Source organism: Paracoccus sp. IB05, from assembly GCF_016405985.1.
Taxonomy (GTDB): domain Bacteria; phylum Pseudomonadota; class Alphaproteobacteria; order Rhodobacterales; family Rhodobacteraceae; genus Pseudogemmobacter.
Map to the genome: position 1 here is coordinate 13,842 of NZ_JAEFCF010000031.1, position 16,538 is coordinate 30,379.

18 protein-coding genes are annotated in these 16,538 nt (G+C 63.7%); 9 read left to right on the plus strand and 9 right to left on the minus strand.

Annotated features, from left to right (window positions below):
• Nucleotides 1-28: 28 nt before the first annotated feature.
• The 3 genes from JC607_RS18040 to JC607_RS18050 all read left to right on the plus strand — a co-directional run bounded on the left by JC607_RS18040 (nt 29) and on the right by JC607_RS18050 (nt 2,562).
• The gene (locus tag JC607_RS18040) at nt 29-1,222 is read left to right on the plus strand and encodes an NAD(P)/FAD-dependent oxidoreductase (RefSeq protein ID WP_198838284.1); all 1,194 of its coding nucleotides are present in this window, start codon (nt 29-31) and stop codon (nt 1,220-1,222) included.
• Nucleotides 1,222-1,791: a 16S rRNA (guanine(966)-N(2))-methyltransferase RsmD gene (rsmD, locus tag JC607_RS18045; protein WP_198838285.1), complete on the plus strand. Its 570-nt coding sequence runs from the start codon at nt 1,222-1,224 to the stop codon at nt 1,789-1,791. Before JC607_RS18040 ends, rsmD begins: the two co-directional genes overlap by 1 nt.
• A 114-nt stretch (nt 1,792-1,905) precedes the next feature.
• Nucleotides 1,906-2,562: an HAD family phosphatase gene (locus tag JC607_RS18050; RefSeq protein WP_198838286.1), complete on the plus strand. Its 657-nt coding sequence runs from the start codon at nt 1,906-1,908 to the stop codon at nt 2,560-2,562.
• Nucleotides 2,563-2,640: 78 nt separating this feature from the next.
• On the opposite strand, the gene JC607_RS18055 is transcribed toward JC607_RS18050, so the two are convergent.
• A complete protein-coding gene (locus tag JC607_RS18055; protein WP_198838287.1) occupies nt 2,641-3,885 on the minus strand; it encodes a lytic murein transglycosylase in 1,245 nt (414 codons plus the stop codon).
• Nucleotides 3,882-6,143, minus strand: coding sequence for a ribonuclease R (gene rnr / locus JC607_RS18060; protein WP_198838288.1), 2,262 nt, complete (start codon nt 6,141-6,143; stop codon nt 3,882-3,884). Before rnr ends, JC607_RS18055 begins: the two co-directional genes overlap by 4 nt.
• A gap of 124 nt (nt 6,144-6,267) precedes the next feature.
• On the opposite strand from rnr, the gene JC607_RS18065 reads away from it, so the two are divergent.
• Nucleotides 6,268-6,600, plus strand: coding sequence for a hypothetical protein (locus tag JC607_RS18065; protein ID WP_198838289.1), 333 nt, complete (start codon nt 6,268-6,270; stop codon nt 6,598-6,600).
• 3 nt (nt 6,601-6,603) lie between these two features.
• Here JC607_RS18065 and JC607_RS18070 read toward each other — a convergent pair whose 3' ends face one another.
• Both JC607_RS18070 and JC607_RS18075 read right to left on the minus strand, forming a co-directional pair.
• On the minus strand, nt 6,604-7,086 hold the full coding sequence (locus JC607_RS18070; RefSeq protein WP_198838290.1) for a CAP domain-containing protein: 483 nt from the start codon (nt 7,084-7,086) through the stop codon (nt 6,604-6,606).
• A 184-nt stretch (nt 7,087-7,270) separates the two neighbouring features.
• Nucleotides 7,271-8,038 (minus strand): DUF1013 domain-containing protein, encoded by a 768-nt coding sequence (locus JC607_RS18075; RefSeq protein WP_198838291.1) that lies wholly within the window; start codon nt 8,036-8,038, stop codon nt 7,271-7,273.
• A 154-nt stretch (nt 8,039-8,192) separates the two neighbouring features.
• On the opposite strand from JC607_RS18075, the gene JC607_RS18080 reads away from it, so the two are divergent.
• Nucleotides 8,193-8,834 (plus strand): ribonuclease T, encoded by a 642-nt coding sequence (locus JC607_RS18080; protein WP_370584867.1) that lies wholly within the window; start codon nt 8,193-8,195, stop codon nt 8,832-8,834.
• A 108-nt stretch (nt 8,835-8,942) separates the two neighbouring features.
• On the opposite strand, the gene JC607_RS18085 is transcribed toward JC607_RS18080, so the two are convergent.
• Both JC607_RS18085 and JC607_RS18090 read right to left on the minus strand, forming a co-directional pair.
• Nucleotides 8,943-9,950 carry an NAD(P)H-quinone oxidoreductase gene (locus tag JC607_RS18085; protein WP_198838293.1) on the minus strand — a complete coding sequence of 336 codons (1,008 nt, stop codon included), beginning with the start codon at nt 9,948-9,950 and terminating at the stop codon, nt 8,943-8,945.
• A 71-nt stretch (nt 9,951-10,021) separates the two neighbouring features.
• A complete protein-coding gene (locus tag JC607_RS18090; protein WP_233092991.1) occupies nt 10,022-10,720 on the minus strand; it encodes a COQ9 family protein in 699 nt (232 codons plus the stop codon).
• 107 nt (nt 10,721-10,827) lie between these two features.
• Between JC607_RS18090 and rpsU the strand changes: the two genes are divergently transcribed.
• Nucleotides 10,828-11,034, plus strand: a complete 207-nt coding sequence (gene rpsU, locus JC607_RS18095; protein WP_082400860.1) for a 30S ribosomal protein S21 — start codon at nt 10,828-10,830, stop codon at nt 11,032-11,034.
• 378 nt (nt 11,035-11,412) lie between these two features.
• Here the strand turns inward: rpsU and mscL are convergent, their stop codons facing one another.
• Complete coding sequence (gene mscL, locus JC607_RS18100) at nt 11,413-11,799, minus strand: large conductance mechanosensitive channel protein MscL (RefSeq protein WP_198838294.1); 387 nt, start codon at nt 11,797-11,799, stop codon at nt 11,413-11,415.
• A 149-nt stretch (nt 11,800-11,948) separates the two neighbouring features.
• Here mscL and JC607_RS18105 point away from each other — a divergent pair, with 149 nt between their 5' ends.
• Nucleotides 11,949-12,644, plus strand: a complete 696-nt coding sequence (locus tag JC607_RS18105) for a glutathione S-transferase N-terminal domain-containing protein (RefSeq protein ID WP_198838295.1) — start codon at nt 11,949-11,951, stop codon at nt 12,642-12,644.
• Between the two features lie 36 nt (nt 12,645-12,680).
• On the opposite strand, the gene JC607_RS18110 is transcribed toward JC607_RS18105, so the two are convergent.
• Nucleotides 12,681-13,502, minus strand: coding sequence for a TIGR00730 family Rossman fold protein (locus JC607_RS18110; protein WP_198838296.1), 822 nt, complete (start codon nt 13,500-13,502; stop codon nt 12,681-12,683).
• Nucleotides 13,503-13,641: 139 nt separating this feature from the next.
• On the opposite strand from JC607_RS18110, the gene dapD reads away from it, so the two are divergent.
• Entirely contained in the window at nt 13,642-14,469 is an 828-nt protein-coding gene (gene dapD / locus JC607_RS18115) for a 2,3,4,5-tetrahydropyridine-2,6-dicarboxylate N-succinyltransferase (RefSeq protein WP_198838297.1), read from the plus strand.
• Between the two features lie 78 nt (nt 14,470-14,547).
• Nucleotides 14,548-14,889 carry a hypothetical protein gene (locus JC607_RS18120; protein ID WP_198838298.1) on the plus strand — a complete coding sequence of 114 codons (342 nt, stop codon included), beginning with the start codon at nt 14,548-14,550 and terminating at the stop codon, nt 14,887-14,889.
• A gap of 218 nt (nt 14,890-15,107) precedes the next feature.
• Here JC607_RS18120 and JC607_RS18125 read toward each other — a convergent pair whose 3' ends face one another.
• The gene (locus JC607_RS18125; protein ID WP_198838299.1) at nt 15,108-16,400 is read right to left on the minus strand and encodes a DNA polymerase IV; all 1,293 of its coding nucleotides are present in this window, start codon (nt 16,398-16,400) and stop codon (nt 15,108-15,110) included.
• Nucleotides 16,401-16,538 lie beyond the last annotated feature (138 nt).

Consider the following 16,538-nt stretch of genomic DNA (forward strand, 5'->3'; position numbering starts at 1 on the left):
TCGCGTAACATTCCAGAGGGGGCGGAAGATGCGGGTGGTGATAGTGGGCGCCGGTCAGGCCGGAGCGGCGCTGGCGGCAAAATTGCGCAGCCTTGGCGCCGATGGTCCGATCACCATGATCGGCGATGAAGCCGCGCCGCCCTATCAGCGCCCGCCGCTGTCGAAAGCCTATCTGATGGGCGAGATGGAGCAGGAACGCCTCTGGCTGCGCGGCCCGGAATTCTGGCAGGAAAACAACATCACCCTGCGTCTGGGTGCGCCCGTGACCGCCATCGACCGCGCCGCGAAAACCGTGACGGTCGGGGCCGAGACCATCCCCTATGACCAGCTGGCGCTGACCACTGGCTCCAGCCCGCGCCGCCTGCCCGCTGCCATCGGCGGGGATCTGGACGGCGTCTTCACCTTGCGCAATCTGCGCGATGTCGACCGGATGCGCGCGGAATTCACCGCAGGCCGCAGCCTCGTCGTGATCGGCGGCGGCTATATCGGGCTCGAAGCGGCGGCGGTGGCCAGAAAACTCGGCCTCACCGTCACCCTGATCGAGGCAGCCCCCCGCATCCTGGGCCGTGTCGCCGCCGCCGAGACCGCCGATTTTGTCCGCAAGACCCATAGCGAACAAGGCGTTGCGATCCTCGAAGAAGCCGGGCTGGACCGCATCCTTGGTGACACATCCGTCACCGGCGTCCGGCTGAAAGACGGGCGCGAGATCGCGGCCGATTTCGTCGTGGTGGGTGTGGGCGTCTCGCCCGGGGCCGAGCTGGCCGAAGCCAGCGGCATCGCGCTCGATAACGGCATCGCAACGGATGAACATGGCCGCACTTCTGACCCGGCGATCTGGGCGGCGGGTGATTGCGCCTCCTTTCCCTGGAGAGGCGGCAGGATCCGGCTGGAATCGGTCGGGAATGCCATTGATCAGGGCGAGATCGTCGCGGAAAACATGCTCGGCGCCGCAAAGGCCTATCAGGCGAAACCCTGGTTCTGGTCGGATCAATATGATCTGAAACTGCAGATTGCCGGGCTGAATATCGGCTATGACCGGGTGATCACCCGCGAGATCGGCGGCATCTCGCATTGGTATTACCGCGGCGATGACCTGCTCGCGGTCGATGCCATGAGCGATGCGCGCGCCTATATGGTAGGCAAACGGCTGATCGAATCGGGCAAATCGCCGGCGCCGGAGGTGATCATCGCCGCACCCGATCTGAAGGCCTTGCTGAAATAATGCGCATCATCGGAGGCGCGCGGCGCGGGTTGCAACTCACGGATGTCGGGCAGGGGGATGTCGAGGCGCATCTGCGCCCCACCTCCGACCGCGTCCGCGAGGCGATCTTCAACCTGCTGCTGAATGGCGGCTACGGCAATCCGGTCCAGGGCGCGCGGGTTCTTGACCTTTTCGCGGGCACCGGCGCGCTCGGGCTTGAGGCATTGTCACGCGGCGCGGCGCAGGTCGCCTTTGTCGATGACGGCGCGGCGTCGCGCGCGCTTTTGCGCAAGAATATCGAAAAGATGCAGGCGATGGGCGTCACCGATGTCTGGCGCCGCGATGCGACAAAGCTCGGCGCCAATCGCGGCCCCGGCTATGGTCTCGTCTTCCTCGATCCGCCCTATGGCAAAGCGCTTGGCGAGGCCGCGCTCGCTTCGGCGCTCGAGGGCGCGTGGCTGACCCCGGGCGCGATCATCGTCTGGGAGGAAGGCACCGCCCCCGCCCCGCCCGGGGCATTCGGGCTCCTAGACCAGCGCCGCTATGGCGAGACCTGGATTACACTGCTGCGTGCCCCCGGCGCGGCCTGAGCGTTACCGCTATCACACAATCAGGATCTGATGCCGCCCGGGCGCTGTTCGCCCGGGGCCATGGGTGATAGCGCCGGGCAGAGATTGCCGCCCCCGCCAGAACCGGAGCACGACATGACCCCTCCCGCTGCTGTACTCTTCGATTGTGACGGCGTGATCGTTGACAGCGAAGGCCCGACATTCCAGATCATGCTGGCCGAGTTTGCCAGCTGCGGCTTTCATCTGACACTGGAAGAGCTCGAGCGCGATTATATCGGCGGCACTGTCGAGGATGTCGCTGCCCGCGCCCGTGCCAATGGCGCCGTTCTGCCCGACAGCTGGGTCGATGATCTCTATGCCAATATGTATGCCATGCTCGAAGCCGGGGTGCCGCTGATCCCGGATATTATCCAGGTCTTCGACCGGCTGGATGCGGCGGGCATTCCCTATGCGGTCGGCTCCAATGGATCACCCGAAAAGATGCAGATCACCCTGGGCGCGCGAGGTCTGATCCCACGGTTCCGCACCGTGCTGTCGGGCCAGGCCATCGGCAAACCAAAACCGCTGCCCGATCTCTACCTCGCCTGTGCAAAAGCCTGCGGCGCCGTGCCCAAAGACTGTGTGGTGATCGAAGACAGCCCCGCCGGCGCCCGCGCCGCCATTGCTGCGGGCATCCCCTGCCTCGGCTTTGCCGCCCATGGCGAAGACACGCCGCCCGCCAAAGGGCTCAAAGCCCTGAACGTGCCGCTCTTCCACTCCATGAAAGACCTGCCCGCTTTGCTCGGTCTGTGAGCATTTTCTGTCCTTAAATATCCCGGGGGAGTCTCTGAAAGAGACGGGGGCAGGGCCCCCAACCCGTCACGCCAACCCTCACTCCGCGCGCAGATCGCGCAAGACATCCGGGCTGGCATAGCCATCCGCCACCAGCCCGCGCGCCTTTTGCCAGGCCTTGACCGCGGCCACCGTCTTCGGCCCGATCCGTCCGTCAACACCGCCCGCGTCAAAGCCGGCGGCAGTCAGACGCTGCTGGACCTCCTTGCGCTCGTCAAGCGTCAGCGCCTTCCACTGCCGTGGCCAGCTGGCCGCAATGGTCGCGCCGCCCGCGATCCGGTCCGCCAGATGGCCAATCGCGATCACATAGGCATCGGCAGGGTTATAGCTCTCGATCGCCTGGAAATTCGGCCAGATTGCGAAGGCCGCACCCCTGGCCCCGGCAGGCACCAGGATCGACACCCGCGCGCCCTCTGGCCAGTCCCCCGCCACCGGCTTCACGCCAAGCGCCGCCCAGTCCGAAACCGGTTTCACCACCTGTTCAGAGGTCAGATCATAGTCGAATCCCTCGGGCAGCTGCACCTCCATCCCCCAGGGGACGCCTGTCGCCCAGCCATGCTTCGCCAGGTAATGCGCCGCCGAGGCCAGCGCGTCGGCTGGATCGTCGGACCACAGGTTTCGCCGCCCGTCGCCATCGAAATCCACCGCATAATCGCGCCAGGAGGTCGGCATGAACTGGGTATGCCCCATCGCGCCGGCCCAGCTGCCCTGCATCTGTGCGCGCGAAATTTCGCCGGCTTCGATGATCTTCAGCGCCTCGATCAGCTGCGCGCCGAAAAACGCCTCGCGCCGCCCGTCATAGGTCAGCGTCGCCAGCGCCGAGATCGTGTCGGTCGTGCCGCGAAAGCTGCCGTAAGAGGTCTCAAGCCCCCAGACCGCCAGCACAATTTCCTTCCGCACTCCGAATTTCGCCTCGATCCGGGCCAGCAGATCCGCATGTTTCTCAGCCGCCGCGCGGCCCATCGCCACCCGCTCATCCGAGACGGCAATGTCGAGATAATCCCAGATCGTGCGGGTAAACTCATTCTGGTTGCGGTCGCCGCGCAGGACATCGGGCAGGAACTCCGCCGCGCGCATTTCGCGGTCCCAGACCGGCGCCGGAACACCTGCCTCCAGCGCTTTGCCGCGATAGGCGCCAATCCAGGCGCGGAACCCCGCTGCACTTTCGCTTTCGCGCCCCACGGTTAGACTGCCCTCCGTGTCTTCGATGGTCTGGGCGTGAACCGCCGGCCCCATGGCGGGAGACGCCAGCATCAGCGCCGCCGCAAGGGCGAGCGGTTTCATTTCCGCCGCCTCACCACCCGGCGCTTCGCCGCCTCTGCCGCCCGCGCCTTGCCAAGCGCGCGTTTCGGCGCGCGGCCCCGGCCCTTCGCGGCACGCCCCGAAGGCAAAGCGCGGTCTTCCAGTTCGACAAGCTCAAGGATCAGCCCGCCGGTCACCGGCACGGCTTCGGCCAGGCGCACTTTGACCTTCTGGCCGATGCCGATGGTCAGGCCGGTATCGGCCCCCATCAGGGTCTGGCTTTCGGGGGCGAAATGGAAGAATTCGCGCCCGACCTCGCGGATCGGCACCAGCCCGTCGGCACCGGTCTCGTCAAGCTTCACGAAAAGCCCGAAGCGCTGCACCCCGGCGACGCGGCCGGTAAAGACTGCGCCGACCCGGTCCGAGAGATAGGCAGCCAGATAGCGGTCGACCGTGTCCCGCTCGGCTGCCATCGAGCGGCGCTCGGCATCCGAGATCAGCTTGCCGGTCTCGCCGAGGTTCTCCATGTCGAAATCCGACAGGCCATCCGGCGTGTTCTTTGGTCCGAGGCCCAGCCCCCGGATCAGCGCGCGATGCACGATCAGGTCGGCATAGCGGCGGATGGGAGAGGTGAAATGCGCGTAATTCTTCAGCGCCAGCCCGAAATGGCCGAAATTCTCGGGCGCGTAATAGGCCTGGGTCATCGAGCGCAGGGTCGAGATATTGATCAGCTCGTCAAATTCCGAGCCTTCGGCCTGTTTCAGCAGCTGGTTCAGATGCGAGGTTTTCAGCACCTGCCCCTTGGCCAGCGTAAAGCCGGAGCTTTCCGCCACTTCGCGAAGGCTTTCCAGCTTGTCGGGCGAGGGTTCTTCATGAACGCGGTATAGCAAAGGCTGCTTCACCCGCTGCAATTCTTCGGCGGCGGCGACATTCGCCATCACCATGCATTCCTCGATCAGCTTATGCGCGTCGAGCCGGTCCTTGAAATCGACCGCCAGAACCTTGCCCTCGTCTGACAGAACGATCTGGCGTTCGGGCAGATCCAGATCCAGCGGCTGACGCAAGGCCCGCCCGCGTTTCAGCGCGTCATAGCAGGCGTAAAGCACTTTGAGCTGCGGCAAAAGCGCCCCGGTCGCGGCATCGGGCTGGCCGTCAATCGCGCGCTGAACCTGGCCATATTCAAGGCTGCCCTTTGACCGCATCACGCCCCGCGTAAAGCGATGCGCGATCTTTTGCCCCGAGGAATTGACCCGCATTCTGACCGCCATACAGGGCCGGTCGACATGTTCGTGCAACGAACACAGATCGCCCGACAGCGTATCGGGCAGCATGGGCACCACTCGGTCGGGGAAATAGGTCGAATTGCCCCTGCGCCGCGCCTCACGGTCGAGGGCCGAGCCCGGGCGGACATAATTCGCCACATCGGCAATCGCGACCCAAAGGACAAAGCCGTCCGGATTGCCCGGCTCGTCATCAACCAGCGCCAGCACCGCATCATCACGGTCGCGCGCGTCCTGGGGGTCGATGGTGACAAGGTCGAGGCCCCGCAGATCTTCGCGATGTGCCATGGTAAAGGGCGGCGCGTTATCGGCCTCCTCCACCGCCTTGTCGGGGAACTGATCGGGGATGCCGTGCTGATGGATCGCGATCAGCGAGACCGCGCGCGGCCCCGCCGGATCGCCCAGCCGCGCCAGGATCTTCGCCTGCGGCAGGCCCATGCGGCGTGGGCCTGTGGCCTCGCCCTCGACCAGCTCGCCGTCTTTCGCGCCCATATCGCCATCGGGCAAGACCCGCCATTCCTTGTCCTGGCCCTTGTCGATCGGCACGATCCGCCCGCCATCGGATCCTTTGCGGAACACGCCCAGCACCTTCAGCGGGTTCGACCCGATCCGCCGGATCAGCCGCGCTTCCCAGACGTAATCGTCAAGATAGACCCGCGCGAGCCGCGCCAGAATCCGGTCGCCGGCCCCCAGGGTCGGGTCACCCTTTTTCGCGATGATCAGGATACGGCCGGTATCGGGATCAATGCCTTCCTCCATCGCTTCGGCGAAAAGATCGCCCGCCGCATCGGGCGGCAACACCTTCAGCAGCGCGACCGGCGGCAGCTCGCCTTTCGGCAGGAAGCGGCGCGCGCGTTTCGCGAGATCCCCCTCGGCCTCCATCTCGCGCAACAGGCGTTTCAGCGCGTTGCGCTCATCGGCCTTCACGCCGAAGGCTTTCGCGATGTCGCGTTTCGACGACAGGCCGGGATTATCGGTGATCCATTGACGGATCTGCTCTTTGGACGGGATCTGGCTCATGTCTCAGACCTAGCACGCGCCTTGCCAGCCGGGAAGCGGATGCTTGACAGGCTGCGCTTTCACGCGCTTATGCGGGCCAGTCCGCAGCCCCCCGCTGCTGCAGCCCCCGCCGCAGGAGGTCGATATGGCGCCGAAAAAGCCGCAGGAAAAGACACCGGAAGAGCTGTTTCTGCAGCCGCTGGCGCGTCTTGCGGGTGAGGATCCGGAGATAGAGGCGCTGGTCTTCTGGGGCGATGCCGATGGCTGGCCGGCGCTGCCCTCCGAGGCGCTGGAAAGCGAAGAGATCATCTTCTGGGCCGAAGGGCTGATCCCCGAGGGCTTCCACCTTGAATGGCGGGTGATTGCCGGGCCGGATGGCACCAGCCCGGATCACATCCGCCTTTACGCCTGGGAAACAGGCGCAGCCCCGCCCGAAGGCGACGCGGCGGTTCTTGCCCAGGCGCGCTGGCCTGACTGAGGTTCAGCCGCCGCGCGGACGACCCCCGACAAAGACGTAATAGGCCTTGCCCTGCGCTATGGTGATTTCAAACCCCATCTCGGTGATCTGGGGGTTGAGCAGATTGGCCAGATGCTGAGACGAACCCTGCCAGAGCCGTGCCGCCGTTCCCGAACTGGGCGCCGCAGTGCTGGTCGCCACGTTCTCCGTCGCGGTCTTGAGCCCGTAGCCCACCTTTTTCAGCCGCGACTTCAGCGTCGATCCGTTCGAGCCCTTATGGCCCATGAACGCATTTTTCGACATGTCACAGGCGTGACTCGTGGCGGCACTGTCAAGTTTTCCGTTCATTTGCAGAGGGCCAAGCCCGCGATCCGCGCGTAACCCATTGACCCATTTCGTGAATTCCTGACGAATTTGCTGCCGATCCCCCGCGGCTGTACAGGCGAGGGCAGGAACAGACATCGCGAAAAAGGCGACCGTCAGGGACGGCAACAGTGAGAATCTCATGCCAATATCATCCACGCTGAAAAGAAAAATCGGACAGAATCAGCCCCGCTGATCCTTTTTGATTATAAATGACCAAACCGGTTCAACTAAGACGTGTCAAAATAAAACCGGGCAGAATGCCCGGTTCTCGCCTATTTCACGACAAATGCCGCACAGAGGGTGTCTCTGTCTGGCTCAGTCCGGCTTAGTGACGGCCAGGCTCGTCGTCTTCGTCATCATCCTGACCGCCCGAAGGCATCGTGAAGAAGCTGTCGGCATCCGAGAAATCCTTCTCTTCCGCCTCTTCCTCTTCGACGGGCTGCTCCTCGCCAAAGACCTCAAGCCCGGTGAGAGCGGTCTCGACACGCGCGACGGGCTCCATGCCGAGGCTCTGCTCGGTCGAAACCAGTTTGCGACGCTCGTCATCCGACATCACACCGCCTTCGGCTGCCTTGCGGCGGACGGCCTGCTGCACCGCGGCGTCCAGCTCGGACTGGCGGCACAGGCCAAGCGCGACCGGGTCAACCGGGGTGATATGCTGGATGTTCCAATGGGTGCGTTCGCGGATCGACTGGATCGTCGGCTTGGTGGTGCCAACGAGCTTGCCAATGGCGCCATCCGAGAGTTCTGGGTGGAACTTGACCAGCCAGAGGATCGCCGCCGGACGGTCCTGGCGTTTCGAGAGCGGGGTATAGCGCGGGCCACGGCGCTTTTCCTCGCCCAGAGCGGCGGCGTTGAATTTGAGCTTGAGCCTGTAGAGCGGGTCTTTCTCGCCACGGTCGATCTCGACCTGTTCAAGCTGGTTATTGGCGATCGGGTCGAACCCTTTGACGCCACCCCCGACATCACCATCGGCAATGCCCTGAACCTCAAGCTCATGCATGCCGCAGAAATCGGCGATCTGTCTGAAGGTCAGGGTCGTGTTGTCCACCAGCCAGACGGCGGTCGCGCGGGCCATAATCGGCTTCGACATAGGACTTCCTTTCAGCTGCTGCCCTGATTGCAGGGCTGGCCTTTACAAATCTCTCCCGCGCCGGGAAAACGGCTGTGAACCTTTGGCTCACGTTCTCCGATGTCGGGGAATTACCCTGCCATATAGTGCGATTCCTGCGAGAGGGAAAGTAAAATTGCTGCGGATCCTGTCGCTCGTCACCCTGTGCCTGCTGATTGTCTCTCCGGCGAAAGCCGAGGGCGAGAGGGCGGGCGATTTCGACTATTACGTCATGGCGCTGTCCTGGTCCTCGGGCTGGTGCGAGGCCGAAGGCGATGCGCGCCGCGATCCGCAATGCGATATCGGGCGCGGGCTGACCTTCGTGCTGCACGGGCTCTGGCCGCAAAAGGAACAGGGCTGGCCGTCTTATTGCCGCACGGTGGAGCGCGATCCGACCCGGGCAGAATCTGCGGCTATGGCGGATGTGATGGGCGGCGCCGGTTATGCCTTCTACCAGTGGAAAAAGCACGGGCGCTGTTCGGGTCTCGCGCCGCGTGACTATTACGCAAAGGCCCGGGATGCCTATGAAAGCGTCAAAATCCCGCCGGTCTTTGCGCGCATGTCAAAGACGCTGAAAGTGCCGGCCGAGGTGATCGAGGGCGCCTTTCTCGACTCAAATCCGGCGCTGAAACCCGATCAGGTCACCGTCATCTGCCAGGACGGAGCCATCCGCGAAGTGCGAATCTGCCTGACCAAAGACCTCGCGCCGCGCCGCTGTGGCGAGGGCGCGATCCGGGATTGCCGGCTGAAAGACGCAGTGCTCGACGCGGTGCGCTGAAAGGCACAATCCGGAAGCCTCCGGCGGGAGTATTTAAGTCAAGAGGAAATCGCATTCCCCTGACCCAAATACTCCCGCCGGAGGCGCAGGGTTCAGCCCGCGCTCAGATCAGGAATTCTCGACCTTCATCACGATCTTCCCGATATGGCCGGGGGATTCGATCCGCTCATGCGCCTTCGCGGCGTCGCGAAGCGTGAATTCGCTGTCGAGCACCACTTTCAGCGCCCCCCGTGCGATCATCGGCCAGACCTCGCGTTCCAGATCGCGCGCGATCCGGGCCTTGGCGATGTCGCTTTGCGGGCGAAGGGTCGAGCCGGTGATGGTCAGGCGGCGCATCATCACCTCGGCGAAATTCACCTCGGCTTTGGCGCCTTGCAGGAAGGCGATCTGCACGATGCGGCCATCATCGGCAAGGGCTTTGATATTCCTCGGGATATAGCTGCCGCCGACCATATCGAGGATCACATCGGCCCCGCCGATCCTGCGCATTTCCGTCACAAAATCGCGGGTGCGGTAGTTGAAGGCAGCCTCGGCGCCGAGATCGAGGCAGACCTGGGCTTTCTCATCGCTGCCCGCGGTTGCGAAGACCCGCGCTCCTAGCGCTCCGGCAATCTGGATCGCGGTGGTGCCAATCCCCGAAGTGCCGCCATGGACAAGGAATTTCTCGCCCGGCCTGAGCCCACCACGCATCACGATATTCGACCAGACGGTGAAGCAGGTCTCGGGCAGGCAGGCGGCCATTTTCAGCGACATGCCCTGCGGCACCGGCAGCGCATGGGTCTCGTGGCACAGCGCATATTCCGCGTAACCACCGCCCGGGAGCAGCGCGCAGACCGTCTCGCCTATCTTCCAGCGCGAGACGCCCGGGCCGGTTTCAACCACCGTGCCCGAACATTCCAGCCCGGGCAGCGGCGAGGCATTCGCGGGCGGCGCATAGGCGCCGGCGCGTTGCAGCGCATCGGGGCGGTTCACCCCGGCATAGGCCACCCGGATCACGATCTGGCCATGGCCCGGCACCGGCACCGGCAGAGTACAGGGTTGCAGCACATCCGGGCCGCCGGGGGCGACGATCTCGATGGCCTGCATGGAATCAGAGAGTTTGTCGGAAAGGGGCATGGGCTTGCTTTGTCTTTGCGGGCAGGGATGCGGGGGACGGGGCAGTGACGCGGACAGGGGCGGCGGGCGGATCAGAACGGGCGGGGGCCTTTGCCGCCCTTTGCCTCCTGGCCCGGCAGATCATCGGGCAGGACGGGCGGGCGGATCCGGCCGAGAAATTTCAGCGGTCCCCCCATCAGTGCCTTGCTGATCGGGTTGCTGGCAAGGGCTGCTTTGGCTTTCTCGAACTGCATGACATTTTCGATGCGGCGGTCGAGGAAATCGCGCGTGGCCTGAAGGCCGGTGCTGTCATCGCCCAGCCAGAACAGAACCGTCGCCGCATAGACCGCCGAGAGGCTGAGGCGTTTCGTGTACCAGTTCAGATCATCCGATGTATCGCCAAGCGCGGTCCAGATTGCATCCGCCGTGCCCCAGATCGCGCGGCTTCCCTCGGCACTGTATTGGGGCAGCGCGAAAAGCGTGGTGCCCCGCCGGACCGCCTCGCGATCCGCGATCTCCAGCCGCAGGAGCACCGCCCGCGCCACCCGGTCGCGAAACCTCAGCGCGGCCAGATCCTCTTCGGCAAGGATCCGCGCCATCTCACGGTCGCCCCGCATATGCCAGGCCAGTGCCAGATCGACCCCACCGCGCGGGAAGAGCGCAGCTGCAAGGCCCGGCGCCACCCCCGAATCAGCCGCCGCCGCCTTCAGCGTGGTCTCGGACCAGCCATCGAACGCCACATGCGCCAGGGCCGCATCCAGCAGTTTTTCCCTTGCAATCGCCGCTTCCATCATCGTCTCCGCAGGTCGAAAGGTGGACAGGAGCCCCTGCATCTGTTATGCGCGCCGGGCCTGCACAAATATGTGCAACTCTAGCTTAGGAAGGTGGTGACAACCACATGCAGGTCAGCGTCCGCGACAATAACGTCGAACAGGCACTCCGTGCTCTGAAAAAGAAGCTGCAGCGCGAAGGCGTTTTCCGTGAAATGAAGCTTAAGCAACATTTCGAGAAACCGTCGGTTAAGAAAGCTCGCGAGCAAGCCGAAGCGATCCGCCGTGCGCGTAAACTCGCGCGCAAGAAAGCGCAACGCGAAGGCGCACTCTGAGTTTTACCGCGAGGTAGCTTTGAGGCGTTTCCCGATCTGGTCCTTCCGGTTTTCCAGAGGATCAGACAGGGACGTGAACACTGGGGCCGTTCGGTCCTTACAAGGTCAACCCCCGCCCTCATGGTTGGGGGTTTTCCTTTTTCGGGTCTCTGAAAGGCCAGGTCCCAGAGCTGTTGTCCTCCAGGGGATCACGAAACCCGCCGCCGAAACACAGAGGAAACCCTTGTTTCCGGAGACGTTCAGCAAATCCATGATCGTGTCGCCGCCCTCGTCGGGCAGGACAGAAACCTTTTCGCCTGGCTGACGTGCAAAAGCCGCGGGTCACAACCGCCCCGCGCCATCGAAAACGGCCCGCGAGAGGCGGGCCGTTCTGTCAGATCAGGCTTTCGATTTCAGCTCGACCAGGATCGCCTGCAGCAGCTCTGCCTCGGTGGGCGCGGCTGGCGCATCCGGGGCCGCTTCTTCTTTCTTCTTGCCCATTTGCGAGACGCGGTTGATCCCTTTGACCAGCAGGAAGACCACCCAGGCGATGATCAGGAACTTGATGACGGCATTGATGAAGCTGCCGATCTTGAATTGCGCTTCGCCGAGCCCGAAGCTCAAATTCGAGAAATCGATGCCGCCGACGATCAGACCGATCAGCGGATTGACGAGGTCATCGACCAGCGAGGTGACGATGGCGGTGAAGGCTGCGCCGATGATGATACCGACGGCCATGTCGATGACATTGCCGCGCGAGATAAAGGCCTTGAACTCATTGAGCATCTGAATGTCCCTTGTTTCCTCCGGCTCCTGCGCCGGTCCGCTTCTCTGCGCTTCACGCACAGTTACGACAGGAATATCGCACATAAATTGGGGCTTACCCACTGGGAAAAAATGCCTATCTCTTAGCAAAACAGCCGCAGGAGGCCACATTGTCCACACTATCAGCTTTTCCGGTGACGGCGCGCTGGCCCGCCCACAACCCCGAGGTGATCCAGCTTTATTCGCTGCCCACACCCAACGGGATCAAGGTGTCCCTGATGCTTGAGGAGACCGGCCTGCCCTATGAGGCGCATCTGGTTGATTTCGGGAAAAATGACCAGCTCAGCCCAGAATTCCTGTCGCTGAACCCGAACAACAAGATCCCGGCGATGATCGACCCGCATGGGCCGGGGGATAAACCGCTGCCCTTGTTCGAGAGCGGTGCGATCCTGCTCTATCTGGCAGAGAAAAGCGGGAAATTCCTGCCCGAGGCCAAACGCTGGCAGGTGATCCAGTGGCTGATGTTCCAGATGGGCGGACTTGGGCCGATGTTCGGCCAGCTGGGCTATTTCCACCATTTCGCGGGCAAGGAGATTGAGGATCCGCGCCCGAAGGAACGCTACCGTGCCGAGGCGGAGCGGCTTTTAAAGGTGCTCGACCAGGCGCTTGAGGGGCAGGACTGGCTGGTTGGCGACTATAGCATCGCCGATATGGCAATCGGGCCCTGGCTCAATACGCTGAAGGGGTTTTACAAAGCCGCAGAGATCGCAGGCTGGGCGGATCTGAAAAACGTGCCGGCCTATCTGGACCGGATCCTTGCGCGCCCGGCCATGCAGCGCGCCATGAATATCCCGGCCCGCGGGTAAGGGACTGCGGGCGGGGGGTTCCCCCCGCCCCTGCGTTCAGCAGGGCTTTTTCCAGCCGTCGATCACCGAAATCGCCTCTTCTGCGGTCTCGACCATGCGGAAGAGGTCGAGATCTTCCGGAGAGATCACCCCCGCCTCCGCCAGCTGGGTCCAGTTGACCACGCTTTCCCACCAGCTCTTGCCAAAGAGCAGGAAGGGCACGGGCTTCATGCGATGGGTCTGGATCAGGGTCAGCGCCTCGAACATCTCATCAAGCGTGCCAAAGCCGCCGGGGAAGACCACGATCGCCTCGGCCCGCATCAGGAAATGCATCTTGCGGATCGCGAAATAGTGGAAGTTGAAGCACAGATCCGGTGAGACATAAGCGTTCGGCGCCTGTTCATGCGGCAAGACGATATTGAGGCCGATGGAATGGCCCCCGGCATCCGCGGCGCCGCGATTTCCCGCCTCCATCACACCCGGACCGCCGCCGGTCACGATGACCCCCTTGCGCCCGTAAGTGCCAAGGCTGCGCTCGGTCATGATCTTGGCGAAACGGCGCGCCTCATCGTAATAGGGCGAGAGATCAGCCAGCGCCTTGGTCTTTGCCTGATCGCGATGTTCCGGCGCGGGAATGCGGGCCCCGCCGAACAGGACGATGGTGGTCTCGATCCCGCGTTCATCCATGATCAGCTGCGGCTTCAGCAATTCCAGCTGCAGCCGGATCGGGCGCAGATCCTCACGCGTGAGGAAATCCTGGTCGGCAAAGGCCAGCCGGTAAGCCGGGGCACGGGTCTGCAGCGTATCGGGGCATTGATCTGCGGCAGCCAGATCCTGGCCACTGTCCCGGAACGGATGATTGCGCGACTCGTCGTTCATGATACCTCCCACCAGTCACCGGGCCGATTGCGTGACCCGGATACAAGCCTTATAGCCCCATGGACCTGAACAAAACCCTGTCACGAACGAAGCCTGCCAGAACAAAACTGTCCGAACAAATCTGCCCGAGGAGATCCACATGTCGAACGCCGCGCTGGAAACCGCAATCGAGGCCGCCTGGGAGGCGCGCGATACCATCACCCCGGCCACGAAAGGCGAGGCGCGTGATGCGATCGAGGCGACGCTGGAATCGCTCGACAAAGGCCAGCTGCGGGTGGCCGAGCGCCAGGCGGATGGGGTCTGGCATGTGAATCAATGGGCGAAAAAGGCGGTCCTGCTGGGGTTCCGGCTGAAAGATATGGAGATCCATGAGGGCGGCTCGCAGGGCGGCACCTGGTGGGACAAGGTCGACAGCAAGTTCAACGGCTGGGGTGAGGCGGAATGGAAAACCGCCGGCTTCCGCGCAGTGCCGAACTGCATCGTCCGCCGTTCGGCCTATATCGCGAAAGGCGTGGTGCTGATGCCGTCTTTCGTCAATCTCGGCGCGCATGTCGATGAGGGCACCATGGTCGATACCTGGGCGACCGTTGGCTCCTGCGCCCAGATCGGCAAGAATGTGCATCTTTCCGGCGGCGTTGGCATCGGCGGCGTGCTGGAGCCGATGCAGGCCGGCCCGACCATCATCGAGGATAACTGCTTTATCGGTGCGCGGTCCGAGGTTGTTGAGGGCTGCATCGTGCGCGAGGGTGCGGTCCTCGGCATGGGCGTCTTCATCGGGAAATCGACCAAGATCGTCGACCGTGAGACCGGCGAAGTGATGTATGGCGAAGTGCCGGCAGGATCGGTCGTGGTCGCGGGCTCGCTTCCGTCGAAGAACGGGGTGAACCTTTACTGCGCGGTGATTGTGAAACGGGTCGATGCGCAGACGCGGTCCAAGACCTCGATCAATGAGCTGCTGCGCGACTGAGCCGCAGGTGAACAGGGGCGCGGGTCGGTTTCTGATCAGAAACCGGCCCAAATCCTTTGAAGGATTTGGGGGCGCGACATGGATGATGTTGAGAAGCCGGTAAAAGAAAAGCGTCCGCAGCAGGTCTATTCTCTGGTGGTCGAGGTTGGTCGCAAGGCCGGCGATGGTCTCCCGGAGAAAGCGACCGGTGCGGCATTGCTGTGCTATGCCTCGGGCGTGGATGAGGCAGAGGCGGTGCGCGAGACGGTGGCGATCCTGAAGGATGCCGATCTCTCGCCGCTGGAAGTCCAGGGGCTTGGCACGCTCGAAGAGCGCCGGGCCGCCGGGGATGAGATCGGCGAAGACGAGGTCGTGCTGATGGAGCGCGCTCTGGCCGAGAATTCGGTGATCGTGGCGCAGATGACGCCGTTCTTCGACTGACCTTATGCGCCCTGTGAAGACCCCGCGGGCCGCGCAGAGCACTTGATTCGGGCGATGTGGGGCCGACGGTGCCGCGCGAGACGGCGCGTGGCCCCTGCAAATCTCAGGATCTGCTCAAGCCACGGGCCTCTCTCCGCCGCTCCGAGATCTGCAACTTGCGAAGATCCTGCAGATCGCGAAACCTGACGGTCCGTCCTGTGTCGCCAGGGTATAAGGGCTCAGCGCAAGGCGCGGCCTTTGATAATGGCGTCTTTGCCGAAACGGGCGCGGATCGCATCGGCCGCATGTTCCGCCTTTGCGCGCCGGGCGGCAGTCGGGTCGAGAAGATCGGGGCTGCGGTCGGCCTCTGTGCCGGGGCAGAGATCGGTGAGGCCGGTGCCGATCAGGCGGAAGGGGCCCCTGACGCCCGCGCGGTCGAGCAGATCGCGCGCGGTGCGATAGATGCGGTCGGCAAGCTGGGTCGGATCTGACAGCGCCTGGCGGCGGGTGACAATCTGGAAGTCACCCTTTCTCAGCTTGAGCGTGACGGTGCGGCCGGCGAGGTCTTTGGCTTTCGCGCGGTCGGAGACCTGTTCGGCAAGCCGCCAGAGATGGCCGTCAAGCAGATCGGCATCGGTGGTGTCCTCGAAGAAGGTGGTTTCCTTTGAGATGGATTTCAGACCGGTGTCGCGGCTGACGCGGCGGTGGTCTTCGCCGCGCGCCAGGTGCCAGAGGCGTTCGCCCATCTGGCCGAAGCGCAATGTCAGATCGCGACGGTCCCAGCGGAGGAGATCGGCGATGGTTCTGACCCCTGCGGCCTCAAGCGCGCTCCGGCTCGCTGCGCCGACACCCCAGATGATGCCAACCGGCTTTGGCATCAGGAAAGCCTGGGTCTCGACCCGCCCGATCACCGAAAAGCCGCGCGGCTTGTCGAGATCCGAGGCAATCTTGGCCAGAAATTTGTTATGCGACAGGCCGATCGAGCCAGAAACGCCGATCTCGTCCTCCATCCGCTTTGTCAGCCGCGCGAGCAGCACGGCGGGCGGCGCGCCATGCAGCCGCGCGGTGCCGGAGAGATCGAGAAAGGCCTCATCCAGCGACAGGGGTTCAATGTCGGGGGTCAGCTCTTCCATCATGGCGCGGATCTGCCGCGACGCTTCGGCGTAATGCGCGATGCGGGGGGGCACCACCACGGCCTCGGGGCAGAGCTTCAGCGCCTGGAACATCGGCATGGCCGAGCGCACCCCTTTGATCCGGGCAAGATAGCAACAGGTCGAAACCACGCCGCGCCTTCCGCCGCCGACGATCAGCGGCTGGTCTCGCAGCGCCGGATTGTCGCGTTTTTCAACGCTGGCGTAAAAGGCGTCGCAATCCATATGGGCAATGGAAAGGTGATCAAGCTCGGCATGGGCGATCACCCGGGGCGACCGGCAGGAGGGGCAGCGGCGGCCACGCCCCACCAGGCCCGGTTGGTCGATACCTGGCTGTCCTGGTTCGAATCGGGTCAGGCAATCGCGGCAGAGGGCTGGCATAATGGCGGGGATCATACCCGGAACATCGGCCTTGGAACAGGGGCGGCGGGCCCGGTTCGGCCTTGGCGGGCAGGGGGATTTGCTGTCTGGAGCCTGATGGGCGGTGATTTATGGACAGTGGCGGGAAAACCCTGTATG